The following is a 17,693-nucleotide window of genomic DNA, read 5'->3' on the forward strand; positions in this document are numbered from 1 at the left end:
CGATGGAACGTATCCCGATTCTCCAAATGGGCGACTTCCTGCTGGTGACCATCCAGGTCGACATGCATGACCAACTCGCCCTCACCCTGCAGGACGATCTGTCCGAGCGCATCAGCAAAACTTCGGCGCGCGGGGTGTTGATCGATATCTCGGCACTGGACATGGTCGATTCGTTCATCGGCCGGATGATCGGCACGATCTCTGGCCTTTCGAAAATCATGGACGCCGAAACCATGCTGGTCGGCATGCAGCCGGCGGTGGCGATCACGCTTGTCGAACTTGGTCTGAACCTGCCCGGCGTCAGCACCGCGTTGAACGTCGAGCGCGGCATGAAACTGCTTCAGGAACGGGTACGCCAGCAATGACGGTGCGCAGCAGCGGTACGCAACCGATCAACATCGAACAAGACGTGGTGCTCGCCCGGCAACTGGCGCGCAAACTGGCCACCGAATGTGGCATGCGCCTGATCGACCTGACCAAACTGGTGACCGCCGTCAGCGAGCTGGCGCGCAACACCATGGTGTATGGCGGGGGTGGCGACATGGACTGGCAGATCCTCGACGACAACCACAAGGTCGGTCTGCGCCTGACCTTCCGCGATGAAGGCCCGGGCATTGCCGACATCAAACTGGCAATGACCGATGGCTGGACTTCCGGCAGCGGTCTGGGCTTGGGCCTGACCGGTGCCAAGCGGCTGGTGGACGAGTTCGAGCTGGACACCGCGCCTGGCCAAGGCACGCGCATAACGATCACACGATGGACATGAATATCAGCGGGTCACTGACCCAGGTGTTGTTGATCGAAGAGAACAGTCAGATCGGTCACGCCCGGCGCATCGCGCAGAAACTTGCCGAGCAGCACGGCTTCGACGAGCACGACGCCGGACGCGTAGCGCTGGTGGCCACGGAACTCGCCAGCAATGTGCTCAAGCACGCCGGGCGCGGCGAACTGCACCTGCGTGCCCTGCCCCGAGCTGGCGGGTCCGGCATCGAGATGCTGGCGGTCGACAGGGCCAATGGCTTCGATCTGCAGGACTGTCTGACCGACGGTTTTTCCACGGGAGGCACCCACGGTATCGGCCTCGGCACAATATCCCGACAGGCTGAAGTCTTCGATGCCTACTCCGACGCTCGGGGCGCCGTGTTGCTGGCACGCCTCTACTCGCGCTATGACAGCCTGCCCGACATGCGCTTCGGAGTCAGTCAGCATTCACTGCACAACGATCCCGCGTGCGGTGATGTCTGGCATCTGGCGTTCAACGGGCAAGACTTCAGCGCACTGATCGTCGATGGTCTAGGCCACGGCGAAGATGCGGAACGGGCTGGACGGGCCGGAGAAAAAGCCTTTGCCCTGACCCCGTTCGCCGCCCCGGTGCAGTTGATGGAAGACCTGCACCGGGAAATGATCGGCACCCGTGGTGGTGCCGTCGCATTTGCGCAGTTCCATGGCGCGCGCGACAGCCTGACCTTTGCCGGTGTCGGCAACATCAGCGCCAGTCTGGTGACCGCCGACAAGTCCCGCGGACTGGCCTCGCACCCGGGGATCGTCGGCGGCCAATACCGAAAAGCCCAGCCCTTTGACTATGCTCACGTGAATGGACATCTATTGATCATGTACAGCGACGGCTTGCAGTCCCGTTGGAACCTACAAGACTACCCCGGCCTGGTGCACCGCCATCCCGCCGTGATAGCCAGCATCCTGCACCGCGACTTCAGTCGCGGGCGTGACGATGTAACGGTGCTGGTCGTTGCCCTGGAGGCCGCCCATGGCTGAGTCCCCGACCTTGAACAGTGCCGAGCAATCAGCGCTGATCGCCCAATTGCAGAGCGAAACCGCCGCGCTGCGCGAAGAACTCGACGAAACCAATCAGGGCGTACTGGCCCTGTACGCCGAACTCGACATCCAGGCCGAGCAATTGCGCCAGGCGTCGGACCTGAAAAGCCGCTTCCTGTCGTACATGAGCCACGAATTCCGTACGCCGCTGGGTTCAATCCTGAGCATCAACAGCCTGCTGGCCGATGAACTCGACGGCCCGCTCAGTCCCGAACAGCACAAGCAGGTTGCGTTCGTCAGCAGCGCCGCCCGCGAACTCAGCGACATGGTCGATGACCTGCTCGATCTGGCGAAGATCGAGGCCGGGCGCATCACCATTTCCCCGGCATGGTTCGACATGTTCGACCTGTTCGCGGCGTTGCGCGGGATGTTCCGGCCGATTGTCGACGCTACAGCCGTGGACCTGATTTTCGAAGAGCCGGTGGGCCTGCCGCGCCTGTACACCGATGACAAAAAGCTGGCGCAGATCCTGCGCAACTTCATCTCCAACTCGCTGAAATTCACCACTCGTGGCGAAGTCCGGGTTTCGGCACGGCTTGAAGGTCAGGACAAGGTGCGTTTCGCAGTTAGCGACACCGGCATCGGCATTGCCCCGGAGTTGCACGGCGCCCTGTTCGAAGACTTTTCACAGGTCGATTCACCGCTGCAAAAACGCCTGCGCGGCACCGGGCTCGGGTTGTCCCTGTGCAAGCGCTTTGCGGCGCTGCTGGGTGGCGAAGTCGGCATGGACAGCGCACCGGGCATCGGCTCGACCTTTTTCGTGATCATCCCGCTGGCGATCGCTTTGGAGAACGTCGATGAAACATGACATCCGCCTGCTGATCGTCGACGACAACGTCGCCACCCGCTATGCCTTGCGCCGACGACTGGAGCGCCATGGCTACGAAGTGCTGGAGGCCGGCACCGGTGGCGAAGGTCTGGCGCTGATCGCCAGCGAAGCACTGGATGCGTTGATTCTCGATGTCAACCTGCCGGACATGAGCGGTTTCGACATCGTCCGTGAACTGCGCGCCGACTCTCGCACTGCCCTGCTCCCGGTGATCCATGTGTCGGCGGCGTCGATCCAGACCGGCGACATCATCACCGGTCTCGACGCCGGGGCTGACGCCTACCTGATTCACCCGGTCGATCCCGATGTTTTGCTCGCGACCCTGCGCACCCTACTGCGGGTGCGTGACACGGAGAACGCCCTGCGCGAAAGCGAGGCACGCTTCCGGGAAATCTTCGTCAATGTCTCGGCGCCGATTGCGGTCATCGATGCAACCCTGAAAGTCCACGAGTGCAACCACGCCTTCGCCCAACTGATCCAGGACAACCGCGACGCGCAGATCCTCGACGAGTGCTTTGCCGAAGATCAGGGCGCCATCCTCAAGGAATTGCGTCTGCGGCTGGTGGACGGAGAACGCTGGAAAGGCACGCTGAACATGCGCGTGCAGGGCGAAATCCGCGAAACCCAGTGGCAGATTTCCCCGTACCGTACGCCGGAACTGAGCCTGGTGTTCGTCGAAGACGTCACCGAACACCGTCACCGTGAACGCTCGCACCTGGCACAGCTGGACGACACCACCACGCAACTGGCCAAGGAAGTCGCCGACCGGGTACGGGCCGAAGCTCAATTGCTGCAAGTGCAGAAAATGGACGCGCTGGGCAAGCTCACCGGCGGCATCGCCCATGACTTCAATAACCTCCTGACCGGGATCATCGCCAGCCTGGAACTGATCCAGAAACGTGTCGCCGACGCCCGTCTCGACAAGGTGCAGTTCTACGCCGACGCCGCGCTGAATTCGGCGATGAGCGCCGCGTCACTCACCCATCGCCTGCTGGCCTTTGCCCGGCAACAGCCACTGGACACCCGGCCGGTGGACATCAACGATCACGTGCGCTCGCTCGAAGAGTTGCTGGTGCGCACCATCGGCGAACGCATCGCCCTCAAGCTTGAGCTGACCAGCAAACCGGCCATCGCCCTGGTCGATCCGATTCAACTGGAAAGCGCCGTGCTCAACCTGATCATCAATGCTCGGGATGCGTTGCCGCAAGGCGGCAATATCTGGGTCAGCACCTATGCGGCGTACTCCCACGGCGACCCGAACCTGACCGATGGCTCCTACGTGGCGCTGTCGGTACGCGACGACGGCACCGGCATCGAGCACAGCTTGATCGACAAGGTGTTCGACCCGTTTTTCACCACCAAGCCATTGGGCCAGGGCACCGGTCTGGGGTTGTCGATGATTTACGGTTTCGCCCGTCAGTCCGGCGGCGATGCACACATCCGCAGCGTCGCCCGGCGCGGCACCGAAGTGACCATCATGCTGCCGGCCACCAGCGACCCGACGGCCGTCGATCTGGTGCCGCCAGCCGTCGACCCGCAAGGTTCCGGCGAGCATGTGCTGATCGTCGAGGACATGCCGTCGGTGCGGCTGTTCGTCACCGAAGTGCTGGAAGACGCCGGTTACCGCTGCACCCAGGCCGGCGATGTCGAAACCGCGCTGGAACGCCTGCAGAATGAGCCATCGATCAACCTGCTGCTGACCGACGTTGGCCTGCCACGCATGAGCGGCCGCGAACTGGCAGACGTTGCCCGCGGCTGGCGCGAAGGGTTGCCGATCCTGTTCATGACCGGTTACGCGGAAACCGCGATCAACCGTCAGGTGTTTCTCGGTGCCGGCATGGACATGCTGGTCAAGCCGTTCCAGATCAGTGAATTGCTGGACAAGGTGCGCCGTACGCTCGACGGCGCCTGATACGCCGCACAAAACGCCTCCCCCTTTGGAAGCGGGCTTGCCCGCGATCAGGCCGGCCAAGGCGCTGCAATCAGCAGCTCAACGCCCGGGCAAGAAACGGCGCAGTCCGGCTCTTCTTGTTCGCGGCGACTTTCTGCGGCGTACCGGCCACGACGATTTTGCCGCCCTGATCTCCAGCACCCGGACCGATATCGATCACCCAGTCGCTCTGCGCCACCACGCGCATTTCGTGCTCGACCACAATCACCGTGTGCCCTGCGCTCACCAGATTGTCCAGTTGCTCCAGCAAACGGTCGACGTCTCGCGGGTGCAGCCCGGTAGTGGGCTCGTCCAGCACATACAACGTTGCACCACGGGCATTGCGCTGCAGCTCGGTGGCCAGTTTGATCCGCTGCGCCTCGCCTCCGGACAACTCGGTCGCCGGTTGACCGAGGCGCAGGTAATCGAGTCCGATATCGCGCAGCACTTCCAGTGAGCGGCGGATCGCCGGTTGCTCGGCAAACACCGTCACCGCCTCGTCCACGGTCAATTGAAGCACCTGAGCAATGCTCAACCCCTGCCACTGAACCGCAAGCGTCTCGGGGTTGTAACGTGCGCCATGGCAGGTTGGGCACGGCGCATAAACGCTCGGCATGAACAGCAACTCGACACTGACAAACCCCTCGCCCTCGCAAGTCGGGCAACGGCCCTTGGCGACGTTGAAGGAAAACTGCCCGGCGTCGTAGCCCGCCTCTTGCGCCTGAGGGGTGGCGGCGAACAGCTTGCGCACGTTGTCGAACAGCCCTGTGTAGGTCGCCAGATTGGAGCGTGGCGTGCGGCCGATGGGCTTCTGATCGACCTGCACCAGACGCTTGATCGACTCCAGCCCGGCGCTGACCTGGCCGGTGCTGGCGGTCGGCGTATCGTCTTCCAGATTGAGTTCTTCCGGTTCAGCGTCACTGGCGCTGCGCCCGAGCTGCACGCCGACCAGTTCCAGCAGCGCCTGGCTGACCAGGCTCGACTTGCCGGAACCGGAGACCCCGGTGACCGAAGTGAAACAGCCCAACGGAAATTCGGCGCTGAGGTTGTTGAGGTTGTTGCGCGTGACGCCATCGAGCTTCAGCCAGCCCGACGGTTTGCGCGCGGTGCGGGTCGGCCGTTGCTGTTCGGCGAACAGATAGGCGCGGGTCTGCGACTGCTCGATGGCTGAAAGCCCGGCAGGCGGACCGCTGTAGAGAATCTGCCCGCCCTTCTCACCCGCCGCCGGGCCGACATCGATCAACCAGTCAGCGCGGCGCATGGTGTCCAGATCGTGCTCGACCACAAACACACTGTTGCCGTCGGCCTTGAGCCGCTGCAAGGCATCGAACAACGCCTCGCCGTCGGCCGGATGCAGACCGGCGGAGGGTTCATCAAGCACGTAAATCACACCAAACAGTTGCGAGCCCAGTTGCGTGGCCAGGCGCAGGCGCTGCAACTCCCCGGACGAGAGAGTCGGCGTACTGCGTTCCAGCGCCAGATAACCGAGACCGAGATCGGTCAGGGTGCTGACCCGCTCCAGCAGGTCCTCGGCGATGCGCTGTGCCGCCAGGCGTTTTTCCAGCGACAGGTTGGGCGTATGGCGCACGTCTGGCGCGTTGGCGTGGCCACTGGCGCCATGGGCGACACGCTGCTGGCGGGCTTCGCGGGTCTGGCCGTGGGTCAGGGTTTCGCCGGTTTCATCGGCGTGTTCCAGCCAGCTCGCGTCCGCCACCGGTTTCAAGACCTCGGCGACTTGCAGCAGCGGCATCCGCGACAACTCGCCGATGTCGTGGCCGGCAAACGTTACCGATAGCGCCTCGCGTTTCAGGCGTTTGCCATCGCACAACGGGCACAGGCTGCCGAGCATGAACTGCGAAACGCGCTTCTTCATCAGCGCACTTTGCGAATGGGTAAACGTATGCAGGATGTAGCGTCGGGCGCCGGTGAAGGTGCCTTGATAGCTCGGCTCCATCTTGCGTTCCAGAGCCACACGGGTTTCTTCCGGCGTCAGCCCGGCATATACCGGAACCGTTGGCGTCTCTTCGGTGAACAGAATCCAGTCGCGCTGTTTTTTCGGCAGTTTGCGCCAGGGGATGTCGACATCAATGCCCATGGTCACCAGGATGTCGCGCAGGTTCTGCCCCTGCCAGGCCAGCGGCCAGGACGCCACGGCGCGCTGGCGGATGGTCAGCTCCGGATCGGGCACCATCAAGGCTTCGGTCACTTCATAGACCCGACCCAATCCGTGGCATTCCGGGCAGGCACCTTGCGGCGTGTTCGGTGAAAAATCCTCGGCGTACAGCATCGGCTGGCCTGGCGGGTAACTCCCGGCGCGGGAATACAGCATGCGGATCAGGCTCGACAGCGTGGTCACGCTGCCCACCGACGAGCGTGTACTGGGCGTGCCGCGTTGCTGTTGCAGCGCCACCGCCGGTGGCAGACCGTCGATGGAGTCGACGTCCGGCACGCCGACCTGGTCGATCAGCCGCCGCGCGTAGGGCGCTACCGATTCAAAATAGCGGCGCTGCGCTTCGGCATACAAGGTGGAGAACGCCAGCGACGACTTGCCCGACCCGGACACGCCAGTGAACACCACCAGCGCATCCCGGGGAATATCGACGTCGACGTTCTGCAGATTGTGTTCGCGGGCACCGCGCACCCGGACCATGCCGGCGGCGGAACTGGAGCTGCGCTTGGAAGTCATTGGCCAACCTTGGTCTGAAGAAGAATTGCTCAGGCACTCAGCACCGCACGGATCATCTGCAACAACGCTTCCGGCCCGTAGGGCTTGCCGAGCAAATGAGTGTCGGGGCTGAGCTGGTGATTGCGCGAGATGATGTCGCGGGTGTGGCCGGAGGTGAACAGCACGGCCACCGGCGGCATTTGCACCTTGGCCCAGGCGGCGAGATCGGAGCTTTTGATCAGCCCGGGCATGACCACGTCGGTGAAGATCAGGTCGACTCGGGCGCCTTCCAGCAGCATCTGCATGGCCGCATCGCCATTACCGGCGATCAATACCCGATAGCCTTCTTCGCGCAACAGCTCCACCGCCGAAGTGCGTACGGCTTCGTTGTCCTCGACCACCAGAATCGTTTCATTGCCACCGGCCTGCTGACGGCGCACGTCAGGCGTCTCATCGATCAGCGGCCGCAAACTGCGCGGGAAATACAACTGAACCCGCGTACCCTCGCCGATCTGGCTGTCGATCTCGACATGCCCGCCGCTCTGTTTGACAAAACCGAACACCATGCTTAATCCGAGGCCCGTGCCCTGCCCGTCGGCCTTGGTGGTGAAGAACGGCTCGAACACCTGTTCCAGCATGTGCGGGGCAATGCCCACGCCGCTGTCGCTGACCGAGACCCGCACGAAATCCCCCGGCACGATGCCCTTGCCGGCGCAGAACGCCCGATCCAGTGAAGTATTGGTGGCGCCGAGGACGATGGTGCCCTCGCCCTTCATGGCATCCCGGGCGTTGATCGCCAGATTGAGAATCGCGTTTTCCAGTTGATTACGATCGACGTTGATGTGCCACGGTTCTACGGGCAACTGCACGTCGATCTGAATGGTTTCCCCCAGTGCCCGTTGCAGCAATTCGCCGACACCTTCGAAGATTTGCCGTGGATCGCACACCGCCGGCGACAGCGGCTGACGCCGGGCGAACGCCAGCAGTTGCGAGGACAGCTTGGCGCCGCGCTCCACCGCCGCCAGCGACGCGCTGACCCGGCGTTGCACATTGGCGTTGTTGGGCTCGTGCCGCGCCAGCAGGTGCAGGTTGCCAGCGATCACCTGCAGCAGGTTGTTGAAGTCGTGAGCCACGCCGCCGGTGAGGCCGCCGATGGCTTCGAGCTTCTGCGACTGGCGCAATTGCTCTTCGGCGTTGAGGCGTGCTTCCACTTCATCAGCCACGCGCTGCTCAAGGTTTCGGGTGAATTTAAGCAGGGATTCTTCAGCGGTCTTGCGTTCATGGATGTCGATCAGTACCCCGGGGAAACGGAACGGCTGGCCCTGTTCATCGAACTCACAACAGCCGCTTGCCAGCACCCATGAATGGCTGCCGTCAGCGCGGATCACTCGGTATTCGGCGTTGTAGGGCTCGCCGGTGCGTACCGAGTTTTCGACGCACTCCTGCACCCAGACGCGGTCATCGGGATGAATGTGCGCTTCGGCAATGTGCTGCGGCAGGTTGGTCAGGTCCTGATCTGGCGGGAAGGAAAAGGTCCGGGCAAAGCGCTCGTCCGCCGACAGCACGTTGTTTCTCACGTCCCAGACAAATGAACCGAGCAATGCCCCGGCATTCAGCGCCAGACGCACTCGCTCATTGTCGGCGCGATAGGCGTCTTCGGCAGCCTGGCGCAGGCGTTCTGACAGCACCAGTTCGGTGGTTTCCACCACCATCGCCATCACGCCGGAAGGTACTCCCGCATCGTCAGCGACCGGACTGTAATAAAGGTCCATCCAGACATCTTCGGGAACGCCGGCGCGTAGCAGGACCAGTTCTTTGTTGCGATAGGACAGCGTACCGCCAGCCAGGCATGTGTCGACCACATGCCGATTGAAGTCGGCGACTTCCGGCCAGCCCAGTTCCACCGGCACACCCAGCAGATACGGGTGCCGGCCGCCGGCGAACCGCGAGTAGGCGTCGTTGTAGATCATGTAACCGGCATGGCCCCAGAGCATGACCATCGGCAACGGCGAGGCGAGCATCAACTGCACCGTGCTGCACAGGCTGGCCGGCCATGTTTCGAGGGGGCCCAGATCCGTACCGCTCCAGTCGAACGCACGGATGCGTCCGGCCATCTCGCCTTGCCAGCCGTCACATCCGTGGCTATCGGATAAGAACTGCATCGTTTGATCCAACGCCTTATGGTTTGTCCGATATGTCGCTACGTCCAGTGACGTCACGCCCGTCTGTTTCGAGCCTTGCGGGGGGCAATGGTTTCATTAGAGGTATAGCTGATTTCACTGGCGACCGGAATTCACACCTCGATCAAGTGCTTGAGCGGGTGATAACCGGTTTTCAGCTTGGCAGCGACATCAAGAATCGCCTTCTGAATGCCATCCAGATGCATACAGGTCAGCTCGATCGCCGCGCTCTGGTTGCCGGCCTCGATGTATTCGATCAGGCGCAAGTGTTCGTCGTCGCGGCAAGCTTCGTGGCTGTCGTCATCCAGCGCGGCGGCGTACAGCGAGGCGCGGGATATCAGCTTCTGGAACCAGTCGAGCAACACCGGGTTGTTCAGGCTGCGGGCCAGTTTGAGGTGGAACTCGCCGAGCAGGTGAATCAGCCGCTCGTGGTCGCCGGCTGCGTGGGCTTCATCTTCCAGCAATAGATGCTCGCGCAGATCCTGCATCGCGGCGGAGTCCTTGCGCCGGCACAGCTCGGTGACGATGCCGATCTCGATCAGACGCCGGGTTTCGAACAGCGAACGGATCTCTTCATCGCTGGGTAGCGACACCGACGCACCTTTATTGGGCTCGGTGGTGACCAGTCCGTCGGCCTCCAGTTGCTTGAGCGCGGCGCGAACCGACGTGCGGCTGACATTGAACAATTCCGCCAGCGACGCCTCGCCCAGTTTCATTCCCGGACGCAGCGAGCGCTTGCTGATCGCCTCGTAAACCCCTTGGTAGACGCGGTCGACCGTGGTTTCCGTTTTCTTCTCGGTCATTCAAAAGCTCCTTCAATGCTGGCAACGCTGCCCGACGAGAGACTCAGTCTGGGAAATGGGGGGTTGCGCGAGCAGATTAATCCGGGTATTTCTAAATTGCATTCATATATTGCATACAATAATTAGAGGATTGCACCATTATGGGTCAACCAATAGCAATTGAAGTGCGTAATGTCTCCAAACGGTACTCCGACGATCCCGGCCTCGCGCCAGCCCTCGACAATGTCTCGGTGAACATCGCCGACAATGAATTCTTCACCCTGCTCGGCCCCTCGGGCTGCGGCAAAACCACCTTGCTGCGCACCATCGCCGGATTCGAACACGTCAGCGACGGCGAGATCCGTCTGGCGGGTGAAACGGTCAATCACCTGCCGCCGTTCAAGCGTCGGGTCAACACGGTATTCCAGAGTTACGCGCTGTTTCCGCACATGAGTGTCGCGCAGAATATCGCCTTCGGCCTCGAGATGCAGGGTCTTGATCGCAAGACGATCCCCGGACGGGTCGACGAGATGCTCGCGCTGGTGCAGATGGAGCACCTGGCCGGGCGCAAACCGGCGGAACTGTCCGGCGGCCAGCAGCAGCGCGTGGCTCTGGCCCGGGCCCTGGCGCCGAAACCGAAAGTACTGTTGCTCGACGAGCCGCTGTCGGCGCTGGACCTGAAGCTGCGCAAGGAAATGCAGGTCGAACTCAAGCGTGTGCAACAGGAAGCCGGGATCACCTTCATCTTTGTCACCCACGATCAGGAAGAAGCCCTGACCCTGTCCGACCGGATTGCGGTGATGTCCGCCGGCAAGATCCTGCAGATCGGCACCCCGACCGACATCTACGAGCGCCCGCAGCACCGCTTCGTCGCCCAGTTCATCGGCGACATCAACTTCCTCCCCGGCCAGCTCAAGCGCGGCGAGCACAACCAGAACCTCTTCGTGCCCAACGGCATGCCGGTGGAAATCCCCTGCCCGCCACAAGGCGTCAATGGCAGCAGCGTGCAACTGGCGTTTCGTCCCGAGCGTTCGCAACTGGTCGCGGCGGATCAACCCCATCATCTGCGCGGGGTGATCGAGGCCGTGCTGTATGTCGGCACTGCAACGCTGTACCAGTGCCGCTTGAACAACGACATAAAAGTCATGCTGCGGGAAAACAACGAAGGCCTGAGCGCTTGTCGTGCGGTCGGCGAGCCCGTGGCGGTGCGCCTGCCACCCCAGGCCTGCCTGTTGATGGAGGCCTGAGATGAGCGTCAGCAGCACTTCCCCCTCTCTCAATCGGGCGCTGTTGCTCAGCCCGGTGGTGTTGACCCTGCTCGCCCTGATCGCCATTCCGCTGGGGATCATGGGCTACATCAGCTTGCTGCCACGCAACACCTACGGCGGTGTCGACTGGCAGGCCCAATGGCAACTGCAGAGTTACGTGCAGCTGTTTTTCCAGGAAGGTTTCGACGGTGAACTGGAGCTGAACTGGGTCTACGCCCAGGCCCTGTTGCGCTCGGTATTCCAGGCCGGTGGCACCACGGTGCTGTGCTTTGTGTTCGGGTTTCCGGTGGCATTGTGGATGTCGAGCCTGACCCCGGGCCGGCGCAACCTGATGGTGTTGCTCATCACTATTCCGTTCTGGACCAACCTGCTGATCCGCAACTACGCGTGGCTGATCATCCTGCGCGAACAGGGCTGGGTCGCCCAGAGCCTCAACGCGCTGTTCCCGAGCGCCGGCGGCATCACCCTGCTCTACAACGACTTCGCGGTCAGCGTCGGTCTGGTCTACAGCTTCCTGCCGTTCATGATTCTGCCGATCTACTCGACCCTGGAAAAACTCGACTGGCGTCTGGTCGAAGCCGCCTATGACCTGGGCGCCAACCGCTGGCACGCGCTGCGCCGGATCATCCTGCCGCTGTCGATGCCCGGGGTGATTGCCGGCGCGTTGCTGGTGTTCGTACCGAGCCTCGGCGCTTTCATCACTCCGGCGATTCTCGGCGGCGGCAAGACCCTGATGATCGGCAACCTGATCCAGCAGCAATTCGGCACTGCGCGCAACTGGCCGCTGGGCAGTTCGCTTTCGTTCCTGCTGCTGGGGATTCTGCTGTTGTCATTGGTGCTCTACGCCCTCTATAGCCGCAGCGCGGTGAAAACCCTGAACCGGGGAGCGAAAGCATGATCTCTCTGCACCTGAAAAAACTCCCGGCGACCCGGGAAATCAGCCTGCTGATCCTCGCCTATCTGTACGTGCCGATCCTGGTGTTGATCGTCTACAGCTTCAACGCCAACCGCTCGGCGACGGTGTGGACCGAGTTCTCGTTCGCCTGGTACGGACGGATCCTGGCCAACCCTTCGATCCAGACCGCCGCGCTGAACTCGATCATCGTCGCGACCATCGCCACCGTGTGCGCCACGGCGATTGCGCTGCTCGCAGCGCTGGCGACGTACCGGCCGTTCTACGGGCAGAAAATGGTCGAAGGCGGGATCAACCTGCCGCTGATCCTGCCGGAGATCGTCACCGCCGTGGCCACCCTGCTGCTGTTCATGGCGCTGGGGATCAAGCTCGGCCTGATGACGGTGATTGTCGCGCACATCGGCTTCTGCATTCCGTTCGCCTACCTGCCAATTCGCGCACGCCTGAACGATCTGGACAAGAGCCTGCTGGAGGCCGCCAACGACCTGTACGCCAACCCATGGCAAGTGTTCCGCCGCGTGACGCTGCCGCTGTTGTGGCCGGCGGTGTTGTCCGGTTCGGTGCTGGCGTTCGTGGTCAGCCTCGACGATTTCATCATGACCTTCTTCGTCGCCGGCCCTGGTTCGACCACGTTGCCGGTGTACATCTTTTCGGCGATCAAGGCCGGCGTGACGCCCGAGATCAACGCGATCTCAACCCTGATGCTGGTGATCTCCATCGTTCTCGTGGTGCTGGCCTTCTGGCTCGGCCAACGCGGCAAACAACAATAAACCTGGAGCGTTCTCATGAAAGTGAAAAACATGCGTCTGGCAGTATCCGGTCTGGCCTTGAGTTGTTTCACCGCGTTCAGCGCCCATGCCGCCGAGCCCAAGGAATTGTTCTTCTACAACTGGACCGATTACTACCCGGTAGACCTGCTAGCCAAGTTCGAAAAGGAGACCGGGATCAAGGTCACCATGGACGGCTATGACAGCAACGAAACCCTGCTGGCCAAGTTGCAGGCCGGCGGCGCGGCGTATGACGTGATCGTGCCGTCGCAGTCGATCATGCAGACGCTGATCAAACAGGACCTGCTGCTGGAAATCGACGCTCCGACCCTGAACAACTTCCAGTACGTCAAAGGGCCGTTCCGCGATCCGAGCTTCGATCCGGGCCGCAAATATTCGGCGCCGTACCTGTGGGGCACCACCGGTTTCTCCTATGACAGCGCCCGGGTGCCGGGCGGCAAGCTCGACGACTCGTGGAAAGAATTCTTCGAGCCGCGCAAGGAACTGCAAGGCCAGCTCGCCGCCCTCGACACCTCCAGCAGCGTGATCAATGCCGCCAGCCATTACCTGAACGTCGACGAATGCACGGAAAACCCGCAGGACGCCAAGCGCATCCTCGAACTGCTGCAAAAGCAGAAACCGTTTTTGAAGATGTACAGCTCCGACAACACCGTCGACCGTATGGCTTCGGGCGAAGTGATCATGATGCAGAACTGGAACGGCTCGACAGCCCGCGCCACCTTGCAGAAGAGCACGATCAAATACGTGTACCCGAAAGAAGGCCTGGCGATGTTCCAGGACAACTTCGCCGTACCGAAAAGCGCCCCGCATCCGGGTAACGCGAAGATCTTTATCGACTGGATGATGAAACCCGAGAACGCGGCGGCCGTGTCCAACGCGATTGCCTATGCCAACGGGATTCAGAGTGATCAGTTGCTGGATGCGAAATGGAAGGTCATGGACGCGATCAACATGCCCGAGGAATACGCCTCCCGGCTGCGGCCGGAAAAGGAATGCAGCAACAAGGCGCGGGAGCTGCAGGATCGGATCTGGTCGAAGCTCAAAGGTTGATCGCCTGACTTGAGACCGCGTCGCGGCCATCGCTGGCTTGCCAGCGATGAGGCCCGCCCAGACAACATGGAAACAGAGGTATGAAATGTCCCACCCCCGCTGGCTCAGAAACATCCGCGCCTACGGCGCCCCCGCCGAAGACCTGCTGATCGAAAACGGCAAGTTCACCCAACGCCGCCCGGCCTCCAATGCTCCACTGGCCGCCACCGACATCGACGGCCAGAACCAGCTCCTGACCGCCCCGCTGGTGGAAAGCCACGTCCACCTCGACAAGACCCTGTACGGCCAGCCCTGGCGCCCGAACAGCGCGGGCCCGACGCTCAAGGATTACATCAGCAACGAGCGCCGCGTCCTGCGCGAAGTCAAAGCGCCGATCGCCGAACGGGCCGGTGCGCTGTTGGAAAACTGCATCGCCCGAGGTTCACTGACGATGCGTTGCCACGTCGACATCGATCCGGAATTCGGCCTGCGTCACGTCGAAGCCATGCAACAGCTGCGCGAACGCTACAACGACCTGATCGACCTGCAACTGGTGGTGTTCCCGCAAACCGGCCTGATCAGTCGCCCCGGCACCGCCGAACTGATGCGCGAAGCCATGGCCCTGGGCGTGGAAAACGTCGGCGGACTCGATCCCTGCGGCATCGACAACGACCCGATTGCGCAACTGGATTTCGTGTTCAACCTGGCCCGCGACTTTCAGCGTGGCGTCGATATTCACCTGCACGACAAAGGTGAACTGGGCCTGTGGCAGATCGCCCGGATCGCCGATTACACCGAGCGCTTCAACCTGCAAAACCGGGTGATGATCAGCCATGCCTATTGCCTCGGCATGTTGCCGTGGAGCCAGGTCAAGCCGGTCGCCGAACGCCTTGCCGCGCTGGGGATTTCGCTGATGAGTTCGGCACCGGCCGACTGCGCGGTGCCGCCGTTTCTGTCGCTGCGCGAGACGGGCGTCAACGTGTGCCTCGGCTCCGACGGCATCCGCGATGCGTGGTCGCCAATGGGCAATGGCGACATGCTCGAACGAGCGATGTTGCTGGCGTTCCGTTTTGACCTGGGCAAGGACGATGAACTGGCGGCGGCGTTCGACGCGGCAACGGTCAACGGTGCGCGCGCATTGGGGATCAAGGATTACGGCTTCGACATCGGCCGGCCGGCGGACTTTCTGCTGATGCCGGTCGAAACCCTTGGCGAAGCCGTGGTCGCGCGGCCGATGCGTCAGGTCTATCGCGGCGGTGAACTGATTGCCAGTGGCGGTCGTTTGCTGGGCAGTCGTCTGTGAAACGGATCGGCCTGAAGGCCAGTTGCGTGGTCGGTTTCGACGGCACGCAGCATGTGCTGTGGCGTGACGGCGAAGTGGTGTTTTCCGGCTCGCACATCGAGTTTGTCGGGCGTGGTTATCCGGGGCCGGTGGATCAGTGGATCGACTATGGCAACGCGCTGATCGGTCCCGGCTTCATAGACCTCGACGCCCTCGGCGATCTCGATTCCACCGTGCTGACCCTGGACAACGGCGACGAACGCGCCATGGGCCGCATGTGGTCGGCGGAGTATCTGGCGAGCGGCCCGCGTGAGTCGTTCAGCCGGGAAGAAGAGGTCTTCAAGTACCGCTACGCCTTTACCCAGTTGATCCGCAACGGCATCACCACGGCGATGCCGATCACCTCGATGTATTACCGCGAATGGGCGGAGACCTACGACGAGTTCGCCGCTGTGGCCAATGTGGCGGGCGAACTGGGGCTGCGCACGTATCTCGGCCCTTGCTACATGAGCGGCATGAGTTACTGGCGCGCCGACGGCACCCTCGCCCATCACTGGGATGAGGCGCGCGGTCTGGATGGACTGGATGCGGCCGAACGGTTTTTCAAGGATTTCGATGGCGCACACGCGGGGCTGATTCGCGGTGCGCTGCTGCCGGATCGCATCCAGACCTGCACCCCGGCGCTGCTTCAGCGTACGTCTGCATTGAGCCGCGAGCTGAATGCACCGATGCGTCTGCACTGCTGTCAGGCGCTTGGCGAAGTGGCGATGGTCGAACAGTTGCGCGGCACCTCGCCGCTGGGCTGGTTGCAGCAACTCGACCTGCTCACCCCGCACAGCCTGTTGCCCCACGGCATCTACACCTCGGGGGAAGATGATCTGCAACGGGTCATCGACGGTGGCGCCAGTCTGGTGCACTGCCCGCTGGTGTTTGCCCGCGACGGCGAGGCGCTGAATTCATTCGGCCGCTATCGCGCCCAAGGCATCAACTTCGCCCTCGGCACCGACACCTGGCCGGCGGACTTGCTGGCAAACATGCGCCACGGTCTGAACATCGCTCGATTGAAGGAGGGCGGCTCGGCGCTGACCAGCAGCCTCGATCTGTACAACGCCGCCACCCTCGGCGGTGCCAAGGCGCTGGGTCGTGACGACCTCGGTCGCCTGGCACCCGGCGCCAAAGCCGACATCACCATATTCAGCCTGCGCGGCCTGCATCTGGGCCCGCTGTTCGACCCACTTAAAAACCTGCTGCTGGCCGGGCGCGGCGACGACTGCATCGCCAGTTACATCGACGGTCGCTGCGTGATGCACGACGGTCAGGTCAACGGCGTCGACTACCCGGCCCTGCAACGCCAGGCCCAACGCCAATACGAAAAACTGATGCGCAGCCACAGCGACCGCGCCCCTGGCCGACCGGACTGGAAAACCCTGTTCCGGCCAGCCATTCCATTCGCCGATGACTACAGCGCCGAGGCGCCGTTGAGCGCCATCGATCCACTTCCTTAGAGAACACTGCCATGCACAGCTTCGACTTCAGCCAACTGAGCCCACGGGAAAAATACAAGATCCTGATCGGCAGCGTGGTGCCGCGCCCGATTGCCCTGGTCACCACCATCGACGGCGAAGGCCGGGTCAACGCGGCGCCGTTCAGCTTCTTCAATGCACTGTCGGCGGACCCGCCCATTCTCGCGCTCGGTGTCGAGAACTACGGCGACCAGAGCCCCAAGGACACCACCCGCAATATCCAGATGAACCAGGAATTCACCGTCAACATCGTCAACGATGCACTGGTGGAAGCCATGAACGTCTGCGCCGTGCCGTTCGCGCCGGGCTTCGATGAGTTGACGGCTGCCGGCCTGACGGCGATCCCCGGCACTTCGGTCAAATGTCCGCGAATCGGCGAGGCACCGGTGGCACTGGAGTGTCGGCGGATGATGGCGCTGAACATCGGCCAGTCGCGTGAAATCATCTTTGGCGAGGTGTTGATGGCGCATGTGCGCGACGAGTTGATCGACCCGAAAACCCTGTACATCGATCAATTGGGGCTGGATGCGATTGGGCGCATGGGTGGGCATGGTTATGCGCGGACCCGGGATTACTTCGATTTGCCGACCCGCTCGTTGCAAGCGTGGACGGAGGCGCCGGGGGGTGGCGAGCGGTTCTGGCCTGCCAAATAAAAAGCAGCCCACCGAGGT

The 17,693-nt window shown here is 62.4% G+C and carries 15 protein-coding genes; 12 read left to right on the forward strand and 3 right to left on the reverse strand.

Annotation, left to right across the window (positions count from 1 at the left end; translation table 11 throughout):
• Nucleotides 1–2: 2 nt before the first annotated feature.
• The 5 genes from CAF87_RS06540 to CAF87_RS06560 are packed head-to-tail and all read left to right on the forward strand — an operon-like array spanning nucleotide 3 to nucleotide 4,574.
• Nucleotides 3–365 (forward strand): STAS domain-containing protein, encoded by a 363-nt coding sequence (locus CAF87_RS06540; protein ID WP_007959463.1) that lies wholly within the window; start codon nucleotides 3–5, stop codon nucleotides 363–365.
• Nucleotides 362–766: an anti-sigma regulatory factor gene (locus CAF87_RS06545; RefSeq protein ID WP_085730728.1), complete on the forward strand. Its 405-nt coding sequence runs from the start codon at nucleotides 362–364 to the stop codon at nucleotides 764–766. The genes CAF87_RS06540 and CAF87_RS06545 overlap by 4 nt, the downstream gene beginning before the upstream one ends.
• Entirely contained in the window at nucleotides 763–1,773 is a 1,011-nt protein-coding gene (locus tag CAF87_RS06550; RefSeq protein WP_085731250.1) for an ATP-binding protein, read from the forward strand. Before CAF87_RS06545 ends, CAF87_RS06550 begins: the two co-directional genes overlap by 4 nt.
• Complete coding sequence (locus tag CAF87_RS06555; protein WP_085730727.1) at nucleotides 1,766–2,641, forward strand: sensor histidine kinase KdpD; 876 nt, start codon at nucleotides 1,766–1,768, stop codon at nucleotides 2,639–2,641. Before CAF87_RS06550 ends, CAF87_RS06555 begins: the two co-directional genes overlap by 8 nt.
• Nucleotides 2,631–4,574: a response regulator gene (locus tag CAF87_RS06560; RefSeq protein ID WP_085730726.1), complete on the forward strand. Its 1,944-nt coding sequence runs from the start codon at nucleotides 2,631–2,633 to the stop codon at nucleotides 4,572–4,574. Before CAF87_RS06555 ends, CAF87_RS06560 begins: the two co-directional genes overlap by 11 nt.
• 70 nt (nucleotides 4,575–4,644) lie before the next feature.
• On the opposite strand, the gene CAF87_RS06565 is transcribed toward CAF87_RS06560, so the two are convergent.
• From CAF87_RS06565 to CAF87_RS06575, 3 genes are all read right to left on the reverse strand, one after another.
• Entirely contained in the window at nucleotides 4,645–7,278 is a 2,634-nt protein-coding gene (locus CAF87_RS06565) for an excinuclease ABC subunit UvrA (protein WP_085730725.1), read from the reverse strand.
• Nucleotides 7,279–7,307: 29 nt separating this feature from the next.
• The gene (locus CAF87_RS06570) at nucleotides 7,308–9,419 is read right to left on the reverse strand and encodes a PAS domain-containing hybrid sensor histidine kinase/response regulator (protein WP_085730724.1); all 2,112 of its coding nucleotides are present in this window, start codon (nucleotides 9,417–9,419) and stop codon (nucleotides 7,308–7,310) included.
• Between the two features lie 131 nt (nucleotides 9,420–9,550).
• Nucleotides 9,551–10,240, reverse strand: coding sequence for a GntR family transcriptional regulator (locus CAF87_RS06575; protein ID WP_085710119.1), 690 nt, complete (start codon nucleotides 10,238–10,240; stop codon nucleotides 9,551–9,553).
• 140 nt (nucleotides 10,241–10,380) lie between these two features.
• Here CAF87_RS06575 and CAF87_RS06580 point away from each other — a divergent pair, with 140 nt between their 5' ends.
• The 7 genes from CAF87_RS06580 (at nucleotide 10,381) to CAF87_RS06610 (ending at nucleotide 17,675) form a co-directional block, all read left to right on the forward strand.
• Nucleotides 10,381–11,466 carry an ABC transporter ATP-binding protein gene (locus CAF87_RS06580; protein WP_085730723.1) on the forward strand — a complete coding sequence of 362 codons (1,086 nt, stop codon included), beginning with the start codon at nucleotides 10,381–10,383 and terminating at the stop codon, nucleotides 11,464–11,466.
• Between the two features lies 1 nt (nucleotide 11,467).
• Nucleotides 11,468–12,385, forward strand: a complete 918-nt coding sequence (locus tag CAF87_RS06585) for an ABC transporter permease (protein WP_085730722.1) — start codon at nucleotides 11,468–11,470, stop codon at nucleotides 12,383–12,385.
• A complete protein-coding gene (locus CAF87_RS06590; RefSeq protein WP_085695903.1) occupies nucleotides 12,382–13,170 on the forward strand; it encodes an ABC transporter permease in 789 nt (262 codons plus the stop codon). Before CAF87_RS06585 ends, CAF87_RS06590 begins: the two co-directional genes overlap by 4 nt.
• A 15-nt stretch (nucleotides 13,171–13,185) precedes the next feature.
• Nucleotides 13,186–14,238, forward strand: coding sequence for an extracellular solute-binding protein (locus tag CAF87_RS06595; RefSeq protein WP_085730721.1), 1,053 nt, complete (start codon nucleotides 13,186–13,188; stop codon nucleotides 14,236–14,238).
• An 85-nt stretch (nucleotides 14,239–14,323) separates the two neighbouring features.
• The gene (locus CAF87_RS06600) at nucleotides 14,324–15,520 is read left to right on the forward strand and encodes an amidohydrolase family protein (RefSeq protein ID WP_085730720.1); all 1,197 of its coding nucleotides are present in this window, start codon (nucleotides 14,324–14,326) and stop codon (nucleotides 15,518–15,520) included.
• Nucleotides 15,517–17,004 carry an amidohydrolase family protein gene (locus CAF87_RS06605; RefSeq protein WP_085730719.1) on the forward strand — a complete coding sequence of 496 codons (1,488 nt, stop codon included), beginning with the start codon at nucleotides 15,517–15,519 and terminating at the stop codon, nucleotides 17,002–17,004. Before CAF87_RS06600 ends, CAF87_RS06605 begins: the two co-directional genes overlap by 4 nt.
• Nucleotides 17,005–17,015: 11 nt before the next feature.
• A complete protein-coding gene (locus CAF87_RS06610) occupies nucleotides 17,016–17,675 on the forward strand; it encodes a flavin reductase family protein (RefSeq protein WP_085730718.1) in 660 nt (219 codons plus the stop codon).
• The last annotated feature ends 18 nt before the right edge of the window (nucleotides 17,676–17,693 follow it).

The organism is Pseudomonas sp. R38(2017), assembly GCF_002112395.1.
Classification (GTDB): domain Bacteria; phylum Pseudomonadota; class Gammaproteobacteria; order Pseudomonadales; family Pseudomonadaceae; genus Aquipseudomonas.